Annotated in this window: 20 protein-coding genes; 19 read left to right on the forward strand and 1 reads right to left on the reverse strand. The window is 36.5% G+C overall.

All coding sequences use genetic code 11. From position 1 onward, the window contains the following. Window positions 1–3 precede the first annotated feature (3 nt). Window positions 4–264 carry a 30S ribosomal protein S20 gene (rpsT, locus tag LRP83_RS08900; RefSeq protein WP_230496344.1) on the reverse strand — a complete coding sequence of 87 codons (261 nt, stop codon included), beginning with the start codon at window positions 262–264 and terminating at the stop codon, window positions 4–6. A 218-nt stretch (window positions 265–482) separates the two neighbouring features. Between rpsT and gpr the strand changes: the two genes are divergently transcribed. The 19 genes from gpr to yqfD all read left to right on the forward strand — a co-directional run bounded on the left by gpr (window position 483) and on the right by yqfD (window position 20,049). Beyond that, on the forward strand, window positions 483–1,601 hold the full coding sequence (gene gpr / locus LRP83_RS08905; RefSeq protein ID WP_230496345.1) for a GPR endopeptidase: 1,119 nt from the start codon (window positions 483–485) through the stop codon (window positions 1,599–1,601). Between the two features lie 111 nt (window positions 1,602–1,712). Beyond that, window positions 1,713–2,915, forward strand: a complete 1,203-nt coding sequence (gene spoIIP, locus LRP83_RS08910; protein ID WP_290369522.1) for a stage II sporulation protein P — start codon at window positions 1,713–1,715, stop codon at window positions 2,913–2,915. A 29-nt stretch (window positions 2,916–2,944) separates the two neighbouring features. After that, complete coding sequence (locus LRP83_RS08915; RefSeq protein ID WP_230496346.1) at window positions 2,945–3,274, forward strand: YqxA family protein; 330 nt, start codon at window positions 2,945–2,947, stop codon at window positions 3,272–3,274. 144 nt (window positions 3,275–3,418) lie between these two features. After that, window positions 3,419–5,254, forward strand: coding sequence for a translation elongation factor 4 (gene lepA, locus LRP83_RS08920; RefSeq protein ID WP_230496347.1), 1,836 nt, complete (start codon window positions 3,419–3,421; stop codon window positions 5,252–5,254). 89 nt (window positions 5,255–5,343) lie between these two features. Continuing rightward, window positions 5,344–6,480 (forward strand): radical SAM family heme chaperone HemW, encoded by a 1,137-nt coding sequence (gene hemW / locus LRP83_RS08925; RefSeq protein ID WP_230496348.1) that lies wholly within the window; start codon window positions 5,344–5,346, stop codon window positions 6,478–6,480. A gap of 84 nt (window positions 6,481–6,564) precedes the next feature. Continuing rightward, the gene (gene hrcA, locus LRP83_RS08930; RefSeq protein ID WP_230496401.1) at window positions 6,565–7,596 is read left to right on the forward strand and encodes a heat-inducible transcriptional repressor HrcA; all 1,032 of its coding nucleotides are present in this window, start codon (window positions 6,565–6,567) and stop codon (window positions 7,594–7,596) included. A 102-nt stretch (window positions 7,597–7,698) separates the two neighbouring features. After that, window positions 7,699–8,241: a nucleotide exchange factor GrpE gene (grpE, locus tag LRP83_RS08935; protein ID WP_435531340.1), complete on the forward strand. Its 543-nt coding sequence runs from the start codon at window positions 7,699–7,701 to the stop codon at window positions 8,239–8,241. A 35-nt stretch (window positions 8,242–8,276) separates the two neighbouring features. Beyond that, window positions 8,277–10,100 carry a molecular chaperone DnaK gene (dnaK, locus tag LRP83_RS08940; RefSeq protein WP_230496350.1) on the forward strand — a complete coding sequence of 608 codons (1,824 nt, stop codon included), beginning with the start codon at window positions 8,277–8,279 and terminating at the stop codon, window positions 10,098–10,100. 318 nt (window positions 10,101–10,418) lie between these two features. After that, a complete protein-coding gene (gene dnaJ / locus LRP83_RS08945; protein WP_230496351.1) occupies window positions 10,419–11,543 on the forward strand; it encodes a molecular chaperone DnaJ in 1,125 nt (374 codons plus the stop codon). A gap of 18 nt (window positions 11,544–11,561) precedes the next feature. After that, entirely contained in the window at window positions 11,562–12,500 is a 939-nt protein-coding gene (gene prmA / locus LRP83_RS08950; RefSeq protein WP_230496352.1) for a 50S ribosomal protein L11 methyltransferase, read from the forward strand. A gap of 64 nt (window positions 12,501–12,564) precedes the next feature. After that, complete coding sequence (locus LRP83_RS08955) at window positions 12,565–13,314, forward strand: 16S rRNA (uracil(1498)-N(3))-methyltransferase (RefSeq protein ID WP_230496353.1); 750 nt, start codon at window positions 12,565–12,567, stop codon at window positions 13,312–13,314. 6 nt (window positions 13,315–13,320) lie between these two features. After that, on the forward strand, window positions 13,321–14,676 hold the full coding sequence (mtaB, locus tag LRP83_RS08960; protein WP_230496354.1) for a tRNA (N(6)-L-threonylcarbamoyladenosine(37)-C(2))-methylthiotransferase MtaB: 1,356 nt from the start codon (window positions 13,321–13,323) through the stop codon (window positions 14,674–14,676). A 145-nt stretch (window positions 14,677–14,821) separates the two neighbouring features. Beyond that, window positions 14,822–14,995 carry a 30S ribosomal protein S21 gene (gene rpsU, locus LRP83_RS08965; RefSeq protein ID WP_015595024.1) on the forward strand — a complete coding sequence of 58 codons (174 nt, stop codon included), beginning with the start codon at window positions 14,822–14,824 and terminating at the stop codon, window positions 14,993–14,995. Window positions 14,996–15,010: 15 nt separating this feature from the next. Next, window positions 15,011–15,457 carry a GatB/YqeY domain-containing protein gene (locus LRP83_RS08970; RefSeq protein ID WP_230496355.1) on the forward strand — a complete coding sequence of 149 codons (447 nt, stop codon included), beginning with the start codon at window positions 15,011–15,013 and terminating at the stop codon, window positions 15,455–15,457. Between the two features lie 187 nt (window positions 15,458–15,644). Next, a complete protein-coding gene (locus LRP83_RS08975) occupies window positions 15,645–16,955 on the forward strand; it encodes an NfeD family protein (protein WP_435531336.1) in 1,311 nt (436 codons plus the stop codon). 20 nt (window positions 16,956–16,975) lie between these two features. Beyond that, window positions 16,976–17,974 carry a flotillin-like protein FloA gene (gene floA, locus LRP83_RS08980; protein ID WP_230496356.1) on the forward strand — a complete coding sequence of 333 codons (999 nt, stop codon included), beginning with the start codon at window positions 16,976–16,978 and terminating at the stop codon, window positions 17,972–17,974. Window positions 17,975–18,006: 32 nt separating this feature from the next. Further along, window positions 18,007–18,471 carry a YqfB family membrane protein gene (locus LRP83_RS08985; protein WP_230496357.1) on the forward strand — a complete coding sequence of 155 codons (465 nt, stop codon included), beginning with the start codon at window positions 18,007–18,009 and terminating at the stop codon, window positions 18,469–18,471. Window positions 18,472–18,548: 77 nt separating this feature from the next. Next, entirely contained in the window at window positions 18,549–18,833 is a 285-nt protein-coding gene (gene yqfC, locus LRP83_RS08990) for a sporulation protein YqfC (RefSeq protein WP_230496358.1), read from the forward strand. Between the two features lie 28 nt (window positions 18,834–18,861). Then, window positions 18,862–20,049 carry a sporulation protein YqfD gene (yqfD, locus tag LRP83_RS08995; RefSeq protein WP_230496359.1) on the forward strand — a complete coding sequence of 396 codons (1,188 nt, stop codon included), beginning with the start codon at window positions 18,862–18,864 and terminating at the stop codon, window positions 20,047–20,049.

Genomic DNA, 20,049 nt, shown 5'->3' on the forward strand with positions numbered 1-20,049 from the left:
AAATTATTGAGCAGCGTTCATTCTCTTCATTAGACGAGATTTTTTACGAGCTGCAGCTTTTTTGTGGACAAGTCCTTTTTGAGCAGCTTTGTCTAATTTACTAGCAGCAGTATTGAAAAGTTCTTTAGCAGTGTCTTCGTTAGTAACGATAGCAGCTTCAGCCTTCTTAACAGCAGTACGCATAGCAGATTTAACAGTAATGTTATGAGCTTTTTTAGCTTCATTTGTTTTTACGCGCTTAATAGCAGATTTAATATTCGGCATGTTTCGTTCACCTCCTGATAAGAATCGAGACTATATGAACTCGACTTTCACATTCATTAATAATAATAGAGAACAAATGATATTTTATCAAAACCACCGATATATTGCAATACCATCTCACAAAATAAAGGTGATCATTCTAGATAAATGAATGATATTAATGAATAACGGTAAAAATAGGGAAAGGTTTGTTTATTCGCGTACAGGAGGATGATGAAATGACTGACAATCTAGATCTAAGTATGTATTCAATAAGAACAGACTTAGCTGTGGAAGCACATGAAATGGTAATTGCCGATCGAAGTGTTCACCAACAGGATAATATTTCACAAATCGAAGGTGTCATTATTAAAGAAAAAGAAGAAGATGGGATTAAGGTTTCTTTGGTAGAAATTACTGCTGAAGGTGAGAAAGCTTTAGGGAAAAAAACAGGACGCTACTTAACAATGGAAGTAGTTGGTATTCGCCAACAGGATACAGAGCTTCAACACAAAGTAGAAAAGGTATTTGCTGCGGAATTTTCAAGATTTATTAAAGAACTGGGAATTAATGAAAATGCATCTTGTTTAGTAGTTGGATTAGGTAACTGGAACGTTACACCTGATTCTTTAGGACCACTAGTTTGTGAAAATTTGTTAGTTACTAGACATCTATATCAGCTCCAGCCTGAAAGCGTTGAAGAAGGCTACCGTCCTGTAAGTGCATTGTCACCAGGAGTAATGGGGTTAACTGGTATTGAAACGAGTGACATTATATTTGGAGTAGTAGAAAAAACAAAACCTGATTTTGTTATTGCAATAGATGCGTTAGCTTCAAGATCCATCGAAAGAGTTAACTCTACTATTCAAATTTCAGATTCTGGGATACATCCTGGATCTGGTGTAGGAAATAAACGGAAAGAAATTAGTAAAGAAACGTTAGGAGTTCCGGTGATCGCAATCGGTGTTCCAACAGTAGTGGATGCAGCAACGATAACAAGTGATACGATTGATTTTATTTTAAAGCATTTTGGTAAAGAGTTAAGGGAAGGCAATAGACCATCACGTTCGTTAGCACCTGCAGGAATGACTTTCGGAGGAAGAAAGAAATTAACCGAGGAGGATTTACCTGAAGAACACCATCGAAAAACTTTTTTAGGAATAGTTGGTACGCTTCCCGAGGATGAAAAGCGGAAGCTTATTTATGAAGTACTTTCTCCACTTGGTCATAATCTAATGGTTACACCTAAAGAGGTAGATGTTTTTATTGAGGATATGGCTAATTTAGTAGCGAATGGTTTAAATGCTGCTTTACATCAAAATGTAAATCAAGATAATTCGGGGTTCTATACACGTTAAAAATTTATATTCCCTTACAACATTGTTTCCTCGAGAGTTTAATAAAAAAATGTTCTATCATCTCTATCAAAGTCATATGATTTACTAGACTTGATAAAAGAGGTGGAACTTGTGAGAAAAGGTAAAACCAATGGAATGATTGTTTCCATTCAAGGGAGCAGTATAGGGAAATTAATATTATTATCAATACTCTTTCTTTTTTTTGTCTTTTCTCTAAGTGGAGTATTGACTTCTCTTAATCCCCAGTACCGGTTGACATCTAGTTCTGTTAATCATGCTGCAAATAATATTACGGGGGATTTGTTATTTAAAGTGCTAGGTTCGGAAAACCATTACTTTCTAAATGCTTTACCTAATGAAAGTGAAAGCCCGAAGCTAACAAATCTTTTATTTAAGTTATCAACAAATATTAATTTAAATGATCCGAGAAGTTTGTTGGGACGAGAACTACCAGGGTTTTCACAGTTTGATAGTAAAATTATTGTAGCGGATGCAGGAGTTAACTATACTAATATGCCTGTCGAATCTGCTCCGCCTTTAGAAGTTATGAAGGCTGAAAGTGAGGCTTCATTACAGAACCTTGATGATGTAGACACTGAAAATAGTGAAACTAATCCTCCACCTTCCTTAACAACTGGAGATCGAAAAGTAGTGTATCTCTACTTTACACACAACCGTGAGTCATATTTACCATATTTAAGGGGAGAAACAGATCCTAACCGTGCTTATCATTCAAAAGTAAATGTTACAAATATCGGTGACAGATTGAAGATTGCTCTTGAATCTAATGGTATCGGTACCGAGGTAAATAGGACAGATGTTATGGGGAATTTGAACAAAAAAGGGCTTGGTTTTGCACAAGCCTATCAAGAATCAAGACCTATCGTTCAAACAGCAATGGCCCAACAAAAGGAGCTACAATATTTTATAGATATTCATCGTGATAGCAAACGTAAAGAAGATACAACAGGCAAGATAAAGGGAAAATCATATGCAAAACTTGCTTTTGTCATTGGTGCAGAACATAGTAATTACGAACAAAACCTTCAATTAGCAAAAGTTTTGCACGAACGACTAAACAAAAAGTACCCAGGAATTAGTCGTGCGGTTATTGAAAAACAAGGTGCAGGCACCAATGGGAAATTTAACCAAGACTTATCAGGAAGAGCCATCCTAATAGAATTTGGTGGAGTCGATAATACATTTGAAGAATTATTTAATTCTGCTGAAGCACTTGCTGACGTATTTAGTGAATATTATTGGAAAGCCGAAAAAGTAGATAACCCAATTGAACAGAAAACAGAGGCCTCTTAATATTTTTAAACCGAAGAAGGGTGATAGAAATGAAAATGTTCTTATTGAAAGGTGTCATTTTAGCTTCTCTTATGTTTCTTTCGGTATTGTTCGGGATGCAACAAGCAAATATCGGAATTCAAAAGATGAAGGGCTATGAGGATCCAAAATTCAAAAGCGCACTTACCCTTAAAGAAACGGGGGACGGTGATTTTCAAGCTTCGGTATTAGGAGTGGATGTAACAAGCCATGATCTTGAAAAGAAGAAACAGAAGCTTGAAGAAATAAAAGCGTATAATCTTTTTTCAGATTTAGGTAAGGGTATCTCAAATGGAATAAGCTCAGGAATTAATCAAATTATAGAAATGATACCAAATTAATAAAAACTGGTTCCGAAATGGGACCAGTTTTTTGGCTTATGGGGTTAATTATCCCCTTCCGCTTTTTGTTGAATCTTGCTAATCCTACTGATATAATCAAATCTAGTGTAAATTGCCCGATAAAGTAGGAGTGAACATTTTTTTATGAATAGAGAAGAAAAACTTAAGAGACAATCAAAAGTACGTAACTTTTCCATTATTGCACATATCGATCATGGGAAATCAACGTTAGCTGACCGTATTTTAGAAAAAACCAATGCATTAACATCGCGTGAAATGAAAGAACAGTTACTAGATTCCATGGACTTAGAACGAGAGCGTGGAATTACGATAAAATTAAATGCCGTTCAATTAACATATAAAGCACAAGATGGGGAGGAATATACATTCCACCTGATTGATACACCTGGACATGTCGACTTTACCTATGAAGTTTCACGAAGTCTAGCAGCTTGTGAAGGAGCAGTATTAGTAGTAGATGCTGCACAAGGTATTGAAGCACAAACACTAGCAAATGTATATCTAGCGTTAGATAATAACCTTGAAATCCTCCCTGTTATTAATAAAATTGATTTACCAAGTGCAGATCCAGAAAGGGTTCGTAAAGAAATTGAAGAAGTAATAGGTCTAGATGCTTCTGAGGCAGTTTTAGCTTCAGCTAAAGCAGGTATCGGGATAGAAGAAATTTTAGAGCAAGTAGTTAAACAAGTGCCTGCTCCAACTGGAGATCCAGATGCACCTTTAAAAGCACTTATTTTTGATTCCTTATACGATGCTTATCGTGGAGTAGTTGCTTATATTCGTGTTACTGATGGAAGTGTTAAACCTGGTGACAAAATAAGAATGATGGCAACTGGAAAAGAATTCGAAGTAATTGAGGTAGGGGTTTTTACCCCTAAAGCTACTGTGCGAAAAGAATTAACTGTTGGAGATGTTGGTTACTTAACAGCTGCGATTAAAAATGTTGGGGATACTCGAGTTGGGGATACGATTACCAATGCAAAAAATGGTGCTACAGAGGCACTTCCCGGATACCGTACATTAAATCCAATGGTATATTGTGGTCTTTATCCAATTGATACAGCTAAATTCAACGACTTGCGCGATGCACTTGAAAAGCTTCAATTGAATGACTCATCGCTTCAATTTGAGCCAGAGACTTCGCAAGCACTAGGATTTGGGTTTCGTTGTGGATTCTTAGGCTTACTCCATATGGAAATCATTCAAGAGCGTATCGAACGAGAATTTAAAATCGATTTAATTACAACGGCGCCAAGTGTTATTTATCACGTAATCATGACAGATGGTTTGGAGATAAATGTAGATAATCCATCTAATATGCCTGAACCTCAGAAAATTGACCGTGTTGAAGAACCTTATGTAAAGGCAACTATGATGTCACCAAACGATTATGTAGGTGCCATTATGGAGCTTTGCCAAGGCAAACGTGGGATTTTTATCGACATGCAATACTTAGATCAAAATCGTGTGAGCATCGTATATGAAATTCCATTGGCGGAAATTGTCTATGATTTCTTCGATCAATTAAAATCAAGCACAAAAGGCTATGCCTCTTTCGATTATGAGTTAATTGGATATAAACCATCGAAACTTGTAAAAATGGATATTCTACTAAATGCTGAAAAAGTCGATGCGTTAAGCTTTATTGTGCATAATGATTTTGCTTATGAACGCGGGAAGATCATTGTGGAGAAGCTTAAGGAATTAATTCCAAGGCAACAATTCGAAGTTCCAGTTCAAGCTGCCATTGGTCAGAAAATTGTAGCGCGTTCCACCATTAAATCCATGGGGAAAAACGTTCTTGCTAAGTGTTACGGAGGAGACATTTCTCGTAAACGTAAACTTCTTGAAAAGCAAAAGGAAGGTAAGAAACGTATGAAACAAGTTGGTTCCGTAGAGGTTCCGCAAGAAGCGTTTATGGCTGTCCTTAAAATGGACGATAATAATACTAAAAAATAATTCATTGATAAAAAGGAGGTTAAGCAAGCTTGAAAATCCAAGCATGCTAGCCTCTTTTTATTAATTTTTGTGAAGGATTGTGAAGAAATTTGATACATGCAGCATATATACATATTCCTTTTTGTCAGCATATTTGTCACTATTGTGATTTTAATAAAATGTTTCTTAAGGACCAGCCTGTTGATGGTTATTTGGCTTTGTTAGAAAAGGAAATGGAACTTACATTAAAAACGTTACCAACCAATCACCTAGAAACAATATTTGTTGGTGGCGGTACGCCTACCGCATTATCAGCAACACAGCTAGCTGACCTATGTGAAAGTGTAAATCGACAATTACCATTTAACGACAAGACGGAATTCACGTTTGAAGCAAATCCAGGGGACCTTAGTTTGGAAAAGTTTGAAATTTTAAAAGCCGCTGGTGTGAATCGAATTAGCTTTGGTGTCCAAACCTTTAATGAAACTCTTCTAAAAAAAATTGGTAGAACACACCGACCAAGAGATGTTTACCAATCGATTGAATGGGCGAAAAAGGTAGGTTTTGAAAATATCAGTATTGATTTAATTTATGGTTTACCTGAACAAACATTAAAGGATTTTGAAGAAACATTAGAAATCGCCTTTTCATTAAATATTCCTCATTATTCGGGTTATTCTTTAATTATAGAGCCTAAAACGGTGTTCTATAATCAAATGAGAAAAGGGAAGCTTCCGATAGTAGGGGAAGATTTGGAAGCAAAAATGTATGGTATGTTAATGAATCAAATGGCCACACATGGTTTTGAACAATATGAAATAAGTAATTTTTCAAAAGCTGGTTTTGAAAGTAAGCATAACCTTACGTATTGGAATAATGATTTATACTATGGATTTGGTGCAGGTGCTCATAGCTACGTAAATGGATATCGAAAAGCCAATTACGGTCCATTGAAGAAATATATGGAACCGTTAGAACGAGAGGAGCTTCCAATTATGGAAGAGCATCTCGTTACAAGGGAAGAAAAAATGGAAGAGGAAATGTTTTTAGGTTTACGAAAAACAAAAGGAGTTAGTATTGGTAACTTTGAAAAAAGATACGGAACTTCGCCATTGGAATATTTTTCTAAGGCGATACAAGAAGTAAAGGAAAGAAACTTGATTGATATAGCTGACAATCATATTTTCTTAACAAGAAAAGGGAGATTTTTAGGAAATGAAGTTTTTCAATCATTTATTGGTATCTAATCGTTGACATCCTCCCTATGTTTTTGTTAATTTATTATTAGAATTAGCACTCAGGAGATGCGAGTGCTAACAGAGGTGATATATGTGCTTACAGATCGTCAATTATTGATTTTACAAGTGATTGTAGATGATTTTATTCATTCTGCTCAACCAGTCGGTTCAAGGAGTTTGTCCAAGAAAAATGAAATTTCCTTAAGTTCGGCAACGATTAGAAATGAAATGGCTGATCTTGAAGAGATGGGGTACATTGAAAAAACACACACCTCGTCAGGGAGAATCCCATCAGAAAAGGGATACCGTTATTATGTTGATCATTTAGTTTCACCACATGCTTTAAACCAAGACGATGTTGGTAAAATTAAATCGATTTTTGAAGAAAAAATTTACGAGCTTGAAAAAATTGTCCAAAGGTCAGCAAAAATACTGTCAGAAATAACAAATTATACATCAATAGTGTTAGGCCCTGAGATTAATGTTAATAAGCTTAAAAAAATTCAAATTGTTCCCTTGAATCAAGAAACAGCCGTTGCGATTATTATTACTGATACAGGTCATGTGGAGAATCGAATGTTTCACTTGCCACCATCGATTAATATTAATGAACTTGAAAAAATCGTTAATATTTTAAATGATCGACTAGTTGGGGTACCGTTAATAAATTTAACAGATAAAATCTATAAGGAAGTGGCGGTCCTTTTAAGGCAGCATATTCAAAACTATGATTTAATAATGAATACCTTTGGAGACGCATTGAAGGTATCACCAAATGAAAAATTATTTTATGGTGGTAAAATCAACATGCTTAGCCAACCTGAATTTCATGATATTGAGAAAGTAAAAACACTTCTTAATATGATGGAGCAGGACCAATGGATTTATGAATTTATCCGTCAAAATCAATCGGGTATTCATGTAAAAATTGGTAGAGAAAATAATAATATAGCAATGGAAAATTGTAGCTTAATCACGGCCACGTATTCAATGGGAGATGAAAAGCTTGGCACGATTGCCATTCTTGGCCCTACTAGGATGGAGTATTCAAGAGTAATAAGTTTGCTCCAATTATTTAGCCAGGATTTAACAACTGTATTAACAAAATTGTATCAAAATAAGTAGGCATGGAAATATTGATTAAAGGGTGAGTGCTGTGCTCTCACCGTTTCCATGCGAGGTTTAGAATGACACCCTTTAAGGGAGGTGAGTAAGTTGGCAGAAGAAATGAAAACTAATGCAGATAATGAAGTGAAATCAGACGTTGAAGAAACGATTGAACCGGTTTTTGAAGAAGAAGTTCAGACGGATAATGGGCAATCAGACATTGTGGCTGAGTATGAAGCTAAGCTTGAAGAGGCAAATACTCGAATACTTCGCTTACAAGCAGATTATGATAATTTCCGCCGTAGAACAAAATTAGAAATAGAAGCTAATCAAAAATATAGAGCTCAAACAATTATTACTGACCTATTACCGGTCTTAGATAACTTTGATCGAGCATTACAAACTCAGGTAGATCAGGAGCAAGCCAAATCCTTACTTCAAGGAATGGAAATGGTTTATCGCCTTTTAATCGAAGCAATAAAAAAAGAAGGCGTAGAAATGATTGATGCAGTTGGTAAAGAATTTGACCCGCATTTACACCAAGCGGTTATGGTAGTTGAAGTGGAAGATACTGATTCTGGTATTGTTATCGAAGAGTTCCAAAAGGGATACAAATTAAAGGACAGAGTGATTCGTCCTTCAATGGTAAAAGTTAGTCAATAGAGAAACTACATATGAAAAATGAGGAGGATTAATCCATGAGCAAAATTATCGGTATTGACTTAGGAACTACAAACTCATGTGTGTCTGTCTTAGAGGGTGGAGAACCTAAAGTAATTCCAAATCCGGAAGGAAACAGAACTACGCCATCTGTTGTGGCATTTAAAAATGGTGAAAGACAAGTTGGGGAAGTAGCAAAACGTCAAGCTATTACGAACCCAAATACCATTACTTCAGTAAAACGTCATATGGGTACTACTCATACAGAAGAAGTAGAAGGTAAAAAATATACTCCACAAGAAGTTTCTGCTATCATTCTTCAATATTTAAAATCTTATGCAGAAGACTATTTAGGAGAACCAGTTACAAAAGCAGTTATTACTGTACCTGCTTATTTTAATGATGCTGAACGTCAAGCTACTAAAGATGCAGGAAGAATTGCAGGGCTTGAGGTAGAACGTATTATTAACGAGCCAACTGCAGCAGCACTTGCCTATGGTTTAGATAAAATGGACCAAGATCAAACGATTCTTGTTTATGACCTTGGTGGTGGTACATTTGACGTATCTATTCTTGAACTAGGTGATGGAGTATTTGAAGTTAAGGCTACAGCAGGTGATAATCGTTTAGGTGGAGACGACTTTGACCAAGTAATTATTGATTATTTAGTTGAACAATTTAAGAAGGAAAATGGTATTGACTTATCTAAAGATAAAATGGCAGTACAGCGCTTAAAGGATGCAGCTGAAAAGGCTAAAAAGGATTTATCAGGTGTTACTTCAACACAAATCTCATTACCTTTCATCACAGCTGGAGCTGCGGGTCCATTACATTTAGATGTTACAATGACGAGAGCTAAGTTTGATGAAATTTCTTCACATCTAGTAGAACGTACAATGGGACCTACAAGACAAGCAATCCGTGATTCAGGATTAACAGCATCACAAATTGATAAAGTAATTCTTGTTGGTGGATCTACGCGTATCCCGGCTGTTGTAGAAGCGATTAAAAAGGAAACTGGTAAAGAGCCATCTAAAGGAGTTAACCCAGATGAAGTTGTTGCAATGGGTGCAGCAATCCAGGGTGGTGTTCTCTCCGGTGACGTAACAGATGTCGTTTTACTAGATGTAACTCCACTTTCATTAGGTATTGAAACAATGGGAGCGGTATTTACAAAGTTAATTGAGCGTAATACTACAATTCCAACATCTAAATCACAAGTATTCTCAACTGCTGCTGATAGCCAAACAGCTGTTGATATTCACGTATTACAAGGTGAACGTCCAATGGCAGCAGATAACAAGACACTTGGTCGTTTTCAATTAACAGATATTCCTCCGGCTCCTCGTGGAGTACCACAAATCGAAGTAACATTTGATATTGATAAAAATGGTATCGTAAACGTTCGTGCTAAGGATCTTGGAACAAACAAAGAGCAAACAATTACAATCAAATCTTCTACTGGCCTTTCTGATGACGAGGTACAAAGAATGGTACGCGAAGCAGAAGAAAATGCAGAGGCAGATAAGAAACGTAAGGAAGAAGTTGAGCTACGTAACGAAGCGGATCAATTAGTTTTCCAAACGGAAAAAACAATGAAAGATCTTGAAGGTAAAGTAGATGCAGCAGAAATCGCTCAAGCAAATGAAGCGAAAGATGCGTTAAAAGCAGCTATCGATAAAAACGATCTTGAGGAAATTCGTAGCAAAAAGGATGCTTTACAAGAAATCGTTCAAAACTTAACTGTTAAACTTTATGAACAAGCTGCACAGCAAGCCCAAGGTGACCAAGGTTCTCAAGGTGCTCCAAAGGATGATAATGTAGTAGATGCAGAGTTCGAAGAAGTAAAAGACGATAAATAAGTATTGGACGAAAAGCTGTTTTCTTAGCGATTGTACGGCATTTCTTTTTAAAAGTATCGAATACCGTATTAAAGAGTTTAGCTAGTAACAAAGTTAAGAAATCAGCTCAAGCTGTTTTCTTAACTAGTACTAAGTTTACTTAAAAATACAATGTAGTTCTCTAATAGTAGCTATAAGTATTAAATTGAGAAAACAGCCTAAGTCAAAGTCAGAATTTCATGACTTTGACTTTTTCAACGTTAAAAGCTATTCCGCTTTTCTAAGTAACGGAATTTATGTTAAAATAGTCTTTATGTGAACGAATCGGGAGTGGAATTTATGAGTAAAAGGGATTACTATGAAGTGCTTGGGGTAAGTAAAAATGCTTCAAAAGACGAATTAAAGAAAGCTTATCGTAAGCTATCGAAACAATATCACCCAGATATTAATAAAGAACCAAATGCAGATGAAAAATTCAAAGAAATTGCCGAAGCTTATGAAGTACTTAGCGATGACCAGAAGAAAGCTCAATATGATCAGTTTGGGCATGCTGGACCAAATCAAGGCTTTGGAGGCTCTGATTTTGGAGGTGGTTTTGGTGGTTTCGAGGATATCTTCAGTAGTTTCTTTGGTGGTGGAGGCGCTAGACGTCGTGACCCAAATGCTCCAAGACAAGGTGCTGATTTACAATACACGATGACTTTGTCCTTTGAAGAAGCAGTTTTTGGTAAGGAAGTCGATATTGAAATCCCTCGTGAGGAAACCTGCGATACATGTAGCGGATCAGGTGCTAAACCTGGTACAAAGCCTGAAACTTGTAAGCATTGTCAAGGATCTGGGCAGCTTAATGTGGAGCAAAACACACCATTTGGTAGAATTGTAAATCGTCGTGTTTGCCATTATTGTAATGGAACTGGGAAAGAAATTAAGAATAAATGTAATACATGTAGTGGAACTGGAAAAATAAAGAAACGCAGAAAAATCAATGTTAAAGTCCCAGCAGGTGTAGATGATGGTCAACAATTAAGAGTGGCTGGACAAGGTGAGCCAGGAGTTAATGGTGGACCAGCTGGGGATTTATATGTAGTCTTTCATGTACGTGCCCATGAGTTCTTTGAAAGAGACGGCGATGATATCTATTGCGAAATGCCGATTACCTTCGTTCAAGCAAGCTTGGGAGATGAAATTGAAGTTCCTACTATTAATGGAAAAATAAAACTCAAAGTCCCAGCAGGCACTCAAACAGGAACGAAGTTTAGATTAAAAGGTAAAGGAGTTCCTAATGTAAGAGGTTACGGTGTAGGGGACCAGCATATCATTGTTCGTATCGTTACTCCGACTAAATTAACAGAAAAACAAAAGCAATTATTAGCTGAGTTTGGTGAAATTAGTGGAAACCTTCCTCAAGGTGAACAAGAAGAAGGGTTCTTTTCAAAAGTAAAACGTGCCTTTAAAGGTGACTAAGGATTGGAGTTGGCGGATGTGAAATGGTCAGAAATTAGCATTCATACGACAAATGAAGCAATTGAACCGATTTCAAATATCCTGCATGAAGCAGGGGCAAGTGGTGTTGTTATTGAGGATCCTTTTGAATTAGCGAAAGAAAGGGAAGACCAGTTCGGGGAAATCTACCAACTTGATCCACAAGATTATCCTGATGAAGGTGTTATTGTTAAAGCCTATTTGTCTGTGAATAGCTTTTTAGCTGAAACAGTAGATGGGATTAAAGAAGCTATTAATGGCCTTACTCTTCATAATATTGATATTGGTAAGAATAAAGTAAGTATAATTGAGGTTAATGAAGAGGATTGGGCTACTGCCTGGAAGAAATATTACCATCCTGTGAAAATTTCTGAAAGATTCACGATCGTTCCAACTTGGGAGGAATATACTCCTGTTAACAGTGACGAGTTAATAATTGAACTTGATCCTGGCATGGCATTTGGAACAGGAACACATCCGACCACGGTTATGTGTATTCAAGCCCTTGAAAGAACTGTTAAAAAAGGGGATCGTATCATCGATGTAGGCACAGGTTCAGGCGTGTTAAGTATTGCTGGAGCTATGCTTGGAGCAGAAAAAATTACTGCTCTAGACCTTGACCAAGTTGCGGTAACGACAGCTAAAATGAATATTGAGTTAAATCATGTACAAGAAATTGTGGAAGTTTCGCAGAATAACTTACTTGAAGGTATAGTTGAACCTGTAGATGGAATTGTGGCCAATATCTTAGCTGAAGTGATTGTCAGATTTACTGACGATGCATCTAAAATTGTGAAAAAAGATGGTTACTTTATCGCTTCAGGGATTATTCAACAGAAAAAGCAAGATGTGAAAGATGCATTAACAAAAGCTGGTTTTGAAATTACTGAAACCCTTTTAATGGAAGATTGGGTTGCTCTTATAGCTAAAAAACTTTAGGTATGGAAAAAGGGGGTAATTCCCCTTTTTAACTTTTTTCTAGAAAAGATTGGGTGTGTTACTTTTGCAACGATATTTCGCAGACGAAGTGAATGCAAATGGACAACTTGTAATTTCTGGAGATGATTATCATCATGTTGTCAGAGTTATGAGAATGGATGTAGGAGATAAACTGATTTGTGTTGATGGCTCCGGAAAATCTTGTATTTGTACAATTGCAGAAATTACCGATAAAAAAATTAATTGTAATGTAGTAGAATGTAAGGATGGGTCTTCCGAGTTACCGATTCGTGTATCCATCGCGAGTGGTCTGCCTAAAGGGGATAAATTGGAATGGATTATACAAAAAGGGACCGAGCTTGGTGCTGATCAATTTGTCCCTTTTACTGCAGCTCGTTCAATTGTAAAATGGGATGAAAAAAAAGCAGACAAAAAAGTTGAGCGTTGGCAAAAGATTGCGAAGGAAGCCGCGGAACAATCGCATCGTAACAAAGTGCCTACTGTACATTTTCCAATAAATTTAAATGCATTGATTGAAGCTAGCAAGAATTATGATTGTAAGCTTATTGCTTATGAAGAGGACTCTAGAATAGGAGAAGCCTCTGTATTGGCTAAATCTTTAAAGAACCTTGAGGAAAACAATACATTATTTGTCGTTTTTGGTCCTGAAGGTGGGCTAGACCAAAAGGAAGTAGAAAAACTACAAGAGCATGGGTTTCAAACATGCGGATTAGGTCCAAGAATATTAAGAACGGAAACAGCACCACTTGCTTTGTTATCTGCTGTTTCTTATCATTTTGAACTATCGAGGTGAACAAGGATGGCAACAGTAGCTTTTCATACATTAGGATGTAAGGTAAATCATTATGAAACAGAAGCCATTTGGCAATTGTTTAAACAAGAAGGTTATGACCGAGTTGATTTTGAATCTACTTCGGATGTCTATATAATTAACACTTGTACTGTTACAAATACAGGCGACAAAAAAAGCCGTCAAGTCATTCGTAGAGCAGTTAGAAAAAACCCTGATGCAGTTATTTGTGTAACAGGTTGTTATGCTCAAACATCACCTGCAGAAATTATGGCAATTCCTGGTGTAGATGTTGTAGTAGGAACGCAAGATCGGATTAAGATGCTTGAGTACATTGAACAATATAAACATGAGCGCCAGCCAATTAATGGTGTGCGCAATATTATGAAGAACCGTGTTTATGAGGAGCTTGATGTTCCTGCATTTACGGATCGAACTCGTGCATCCTTAAAAATCCAAGAAGGTTGTAATAACTTCTGCACATTTTGTATTATTCCTTGGGCGCGCGGCTTAATGAGATCTCGTGATCCTAAAGAGGTTATTAAACAAGCTCAGCAATTAGTTGATTCTGGTTATAAAGAAATCGTTTTAACAGGAATCCACACAGGTGGTTACGGAGAAGATTTGAAGGATTATAACCTTGCCATGCTTTTAAAAGACTTGGAAGCTGAAGTAAGAGGGCTAAAGCGCCTAAGAATCTCTTCTATTGAAGCTAGCCAAATTACAGATGAAGTCATTGAGGTAATGAATAACTCAGAAGTTATCGTCCGCCATTTGCATATCCCATTACAATCAGGATCCAATTCTGTTCTGAAAAGAATGCGTCGTAAGTATACGATGGAATTCTTTGGTGAACGTTTAGATCGATTAAAAGAAGCTCTTCCAGGTCTAGCGGTTACCTCTGATGTTATTGTAGGTTTCCCAGGTGAAACAGAAGAAGAGTTTATGGAGACTTATAACTTCATCAAGTATCATAAATTTTCGGAATTACATGTTTTCCCATATTCGAAAAGAACAGGTACACCTGCAGCACGAATGGAAGAACAAGTAGATGAAGAAATTAAAAATGAGCGTGTACACCGCTTAATTACTCTTTCTGATCAGTTAGCGAAGGAATACGCTTCACAATACGAAGATGCTATTTTAGAAGTGATCCCAGAAGATCGTTTCAAAAATGGATCCGAACAAGGGCTATTGGAAGGTTATTCTGATAATTATATGAAGGTTATATTTCCTGGAACTGAAGAAATGATAGGGAAAATTGTCAAAGTAAAAATAACAAAGGCTGGTTACCCTTATAACGAGGGGCAATTTGTTCGTGTTGTTAATGAAGATATTGCTTTGCAAGAAGAAATCGTTATTTAACCTAAGTATGAAATGGCCAAAAGGAAGTAAAATACTAAGTTAGAAATACAGTTGACCTTGTTTCAATGTTATATTATAATCGTATGGTACATGGAAAACCATGTGATTGATGTTAGTGTGTTGTGTTCGGAGGGAGGGAAATAGAATGTCTAAAACTGTTGTTCGCAAAAACGAATCGCTTGAAGATGCTCTTCGTCGCTTCAAACGTACGGTATCTAAATCTGGTACTATACAAGAAGCTAGAAAGCGCGAATTCTATGAAAAGCCTAGCGTAAAACGCAAGAAGAAGTCTGAGGCTGCTAGAAAGCGTAAGTTCTAAGAGAGGGTGAATGAAATGAGTCTTCTCGAGCGTTTAAATAATGATATGAAGCAAGCGATGAAAAACAAAGAAAAAGACAAGCTCTCTGTTATTCGGATGATTAAAGCTACTTTGCAAAACGAAGCGATTAAGCTTGGAAAGCAAGAGCTAACTGAAGAAGAAGAGCTAACAGTCCTATCTCGCGAAATGAAACAACGCAAAGACTCCCTCCATGAATTTGATAAAGCTGGTCGTATTGACCTTGTAGAAAAACTGCAGCAAGAAATTTCTGTAGTTGAGATATACATGCCAAAACAACTTTCTGAAGAGGAAATCGCTGATATTGTTAAACAAGCAATAGTGGAAGTTGATGCCACTTCAAAAGCGGATATGGGTAAAGTTATGTCTGCTATTATGCCTAAAGTAAAAGGTAAAGCAGATGGTTCACTTGTTAATAAACTTGTACAACAACACCTTTCATAACCAAAAACATCAAGGACCGTAAGCGATTCGCTTACGGTCTTTTTAAATCTTATAGACTTTGCGCGTCATGTTACTAATCCCTCAAAACATAGAATTAGGATTCTCCAATAAAAATAAAAAAAATAATGAAACTTTTTCTTATTAGAAACGTAGATACAAGTTAAGACATATAAAAAGGAGGGGAACAATGAAACTAAAGGGACTATTTCTCTTTTTTATGCTAATTCTTACTTGCTTTTCATGGAGTCTACCATTCTCATACGCCGATTCAGAAAAGACCGTCTATATCGTTCCGATTGAGGATACAGTAGAAAAAGGCTTGAATGCTTTTCTTAAACGTGCAGTGAGCGAGGCGGAAGAGGATAATGCAAGAGCCATTATTTTTGAAGTCAATACTCCTGGTGGAGCTGTCGATGCAGCTGCTGAAATTGGTAAACTATTAACCACTACAAATATAAAGACAGTCGCATTTATAAATAATCAGGCCTTATCTGCTGGAGCCTATATTTCCTTAAATACAGACGAAATTTATATGGTTCCAGGGGCAACGATGGGTTCAGCTGCGATTATTGATCAGGCAGGTAACACAGCTGGGAAAAAAGCCGAATCCTATTGGTTTGCTGCGATGCAAAGTGCTGCGAAAAATAGTGGACGTGATCCTATTTATGCATTAGCGATGGCAGATGAAAACGTTCATTTACCTGAACTTGGAGCTAAAAAAGGTAGTTTGCTTACATTAACTGCGGATCAAGCTTTGGAAGTAGGCTATGCTGAAGGAATTGTTAAAAATCAAGATGAACTATTAAAAAGTTTAAATTTAGAAGATGCCCAACTTATAAAAGTAGATGAAAGCTTTGCTGAAAAATTAGCAAGATTCATTACTAATCCAATCGTTATTCCTATTTTATTATCAATTGGTAGTCTTGGGCTTGTACTTGAATTATACTCGCCAGGCTTTGGTGTGCCCGGATTTATGGGATTATCAGCATTATTGCTATTCTTTTACGGCCATATGGTTGCAGGTCTAGCTGGTTATGAGACGATTATCTTGTTTGTGATTGGCATCCTCCTACTTGTAGCGGAGCTATTTCTTCCAGGAGGATTAATTGGTATACTTGGATTTGCAGTTATAATAGGTAGTTTCTTTTTAGCTAGTGAAAACGTCATTCATATGGGAATATCTATTCTTATCGCCATTATTATTTCCATAGTAGCATCAATTTTCATGATAAAGGTGTTGGGGAGAAAAATGAGCATTTTTAAAAAGATTATCTTAAATGATTCAACCAATACCGAGCAAGGTTACGTTTCAAACGTAAATCGGGTTGATTTATTAGATAAGCAAGGCGTTACTCTAACTCAGCTTCGTCCAGCTGGAAAAATAAAGATTGAGGACGAAATAATTGATGCAGTAAGTGAAGGAGCCTTTATTCAAAAGGATCAAGAAGTAAAGGTAATAAAGGTTGAAGGTTCTCGCATCGTTGTAAGAGGAATTTAGTATCATTAAGGAGGAAAAAAATGTTAACTGAAGGATTTGCAATACTCATTATTCTTATCGTTCTAGGGTTAATTTTACTTTCAGTATTATTAACTTTTGTACCAGTAATGCTCTGGATTTCTGCATTAGCTGCTGGAGTAAAGGTAAGTATTTTTACACTAGTTGGTATGAGACTTCGCCGTGTAACTCCGAGCCGAGTTATTAATCCATTAATTAAAGCACATAAAGCGGGAATCAGTGTCACTATAAACCAATTAGAAAGCCACTATCTAGCAGGAGGTAATGTGGATAGGGTAGTAAATGCCCTAATCGCTGCCCATAGAGCCAATATCGAGCTAACATTCGAAAGATGTGCAGCTATAGACCTTGCAGGTCGTGATGTACTTGAAGCAGTTCAAATGAGTGTTAATCCAAAAGTAATTGAAACACCATTTATTGCTGGTGTTGCAAGAGATGGAATTGAAGTTAAAGCAAAAGCAAGAATTACTGTTCGTGCTAATATTGAAAGATTAGTTGGTGGCGCAGGGGAAGAAACAATCGTTGCTCGTGTAGGGGAAGGTATTGTTTCAACCATTGGTGGATCAGAAAATCATAAAAAAGTGCTAGAAAACCCAGACATGATCTCACAAACTGTTTTATCTAAAGGGTTAGATGCTGGTACGGCGTTTGAAATTCTCTCGATTGATATTGCGGATGTTGATATCGGTAAAAATATCGGTGCAGAATTACAAACTGAACAAGCCGAAGCAGATAAGAAAATTGCCCAAGCAAAAGCTGAAGAACGTCGTGCAATGGCAGTTGCTCAAGAGCAAGAAATGAAAGCGCGCGTTCAAGAAATGCGTGCAAAAGTTGTAGAAGCTGAAAGCGCGGTACCATTAGCTATGGCTGAAGCACTTAAATCAGGTAATATTGGCGTTATGGACTATATGAATATCCAAAATATTTCTGCAGATACGGATATGAGAGGCTCCATAGGCAAAGTTACTGGTGAGAAAAAAGATGATACAAGAGAGAAATAAATCTATTCTAGCTTGGAAGGGAGGTTTCCCTTTTGGAATTTATTTTTGAAAATCCAATTGCTATAATCTTTATCATTGGAGCCATTATTTCATTTTTTAAGAAAATGAAAGAGAATAGTAATCCAAATTCTAACCAGGAAAAAAAACCCGAGTGGAAAAAGGTATTGGACATTCCGCAAACTCTAAACGAAAGTAAACGAGTGGAAACAAGGACTCCTAGAGAGCCTAGAGAGCCTCGTGAACATCAGCAAAATAGAAATCAGTTACAGCAAGAATATAATAAGGCTAAAAATAAAACCGAAATAGATCAACCTAAAGTGCAAGCCTTTCAAAGAAAAGAAACAAATAAAAAAGTGGTTATTTCTGAAGTGGATGCTAGTGTTGATCTTACACCAACTAAAGACACACTTATCGATGGCATTGTATGGTCAGAAATTCTTGGTCCTCCTAGGGCATACAAATCTCATTCACAAAGAAGAGCCAGCTATAGAAGATAGTTACTTCAATTCGCTAATTAATGTTCTAGAATCCCTTTTCAACTCATACATTTGAGATGAAAGGGGGTTCTTTTTTTATGGCAATAAGGTGGGGACTGAAGGTCCGAAGATGGATGACAGAGAAAATGGATCTTCCTCAAGATGTCATGATGGATTTACCCCGTATTACCATGATAGGGCAGATTCATATATATATAGAAAATCACCGTGGTTTATTGGCCTTTTCAGATCGAGAACTACGATTACTATTGAAGCAAGGTCAACTACTTGTTAAAGGAAAAGGCTTTGTAATCAAAACAATTTTACCAGAAGAGATTCTATTAGAGGGAAAAATTGATCAAGTAATGTTTATTAATGATTAATTAATGTTAATTCTTTAGGGAGGAAGAAATGAAGAATCAGTGGATTGAATTTTATTCTGGCATTGTAACGGTGAAAATAACGGGCAAAGGGATTGAAAGATTAATTAATTCCCTTACCCGAAACGGAATAGTCATTTGGGCTGTTAGAAGAAGCGGTACAGATTCAATAATCTTCAAAATGAAATTATCGGATATCGATAAACTACGAAAATATAGAAGAGGTACTAACTGCAAGGTAAGGTTTCTACAAAGAAAGGGAGCGCCTTTTCTAATGAAAAGGCTTTTCCGTAACAGTGGATTTTTATTAGGAGCCTTTGGCTTTATTTTTGTGATGATGATTTTATCTAACATTGTGTGGGGGATAGAAGTAAAGGGAGCGAAACCTGCTACAGAACATCAAATTAGGAAAGCACTTACCGAGATGGGAATTAAGGTCGGTAAGCTCCAATTTTATATGGAAGATGTTGAAACAATTCAGCGAAATCTTACAAATAAAATTGAAGAACTTACTTGGGTTGGTGTAGAGCTAAAAGGGACAACCTACCATTTTGAGGTAGTTGAAAAGAATCAACCCGAAAAAATCGAAAAAATAGGTCCTAGAAATTTGGTTGCGAAGAAAAAGGCCATTATTGTTGAATTGTTCGTTGAAAAAGGACAACCTCGTGTGAAAAGGTATGATCACGTTGTTCCTGGCCAACTTCTTGTATCTGGATCTATAGGTAACGAAGGAAAACCTAAAATGGTTTCTGCAAAAGGGGAAATTTTAGGTGAAACATGGTATAAATCAGATGTTAAATTACCATTAAATTCGACCTTTTATGTATTTAATGGAAATGAACAAAGAAAACATTCGATAAAGTTTGGAAAACTCTCCATCCCAATATGGGGCTTTAAGAAGATTTCATTTCAAGAATTTGAAAAGGAACAAAATGTAAAGAAAATGCGATTTTTAAAATGGGAAATCCCAATATCTTATGTCCATGAAACATACCGTGAACGAGAAAAGGTTCTAAGAAAATATTCTAAAGAAGAAGCAATACAAATGGCAAAGAATTTGGCAAGAGAGGATATAAAAAGGCATATTTCTGAGGAAGCTATTATTAAAGGTGAAAATATTTTACACCAAACGTTTCAAAATGGTAATGTTAACCTATCAATTCATTTCCAAGTTATTGAAGACATTACCATACCTCAGCCTATAATCCAAGGAGACTAA

The sequence above is a fragment of the Pseudoneobacillus rhizosphaerae genome (genome assembly GCF_917563885.1).
GTDB lineage: Bacteria > Bacillota > Bacilli > Bacillales > Cytobacillaceae > Pseudoneobacillus > Pseudoneobacillus rhizosphaerae.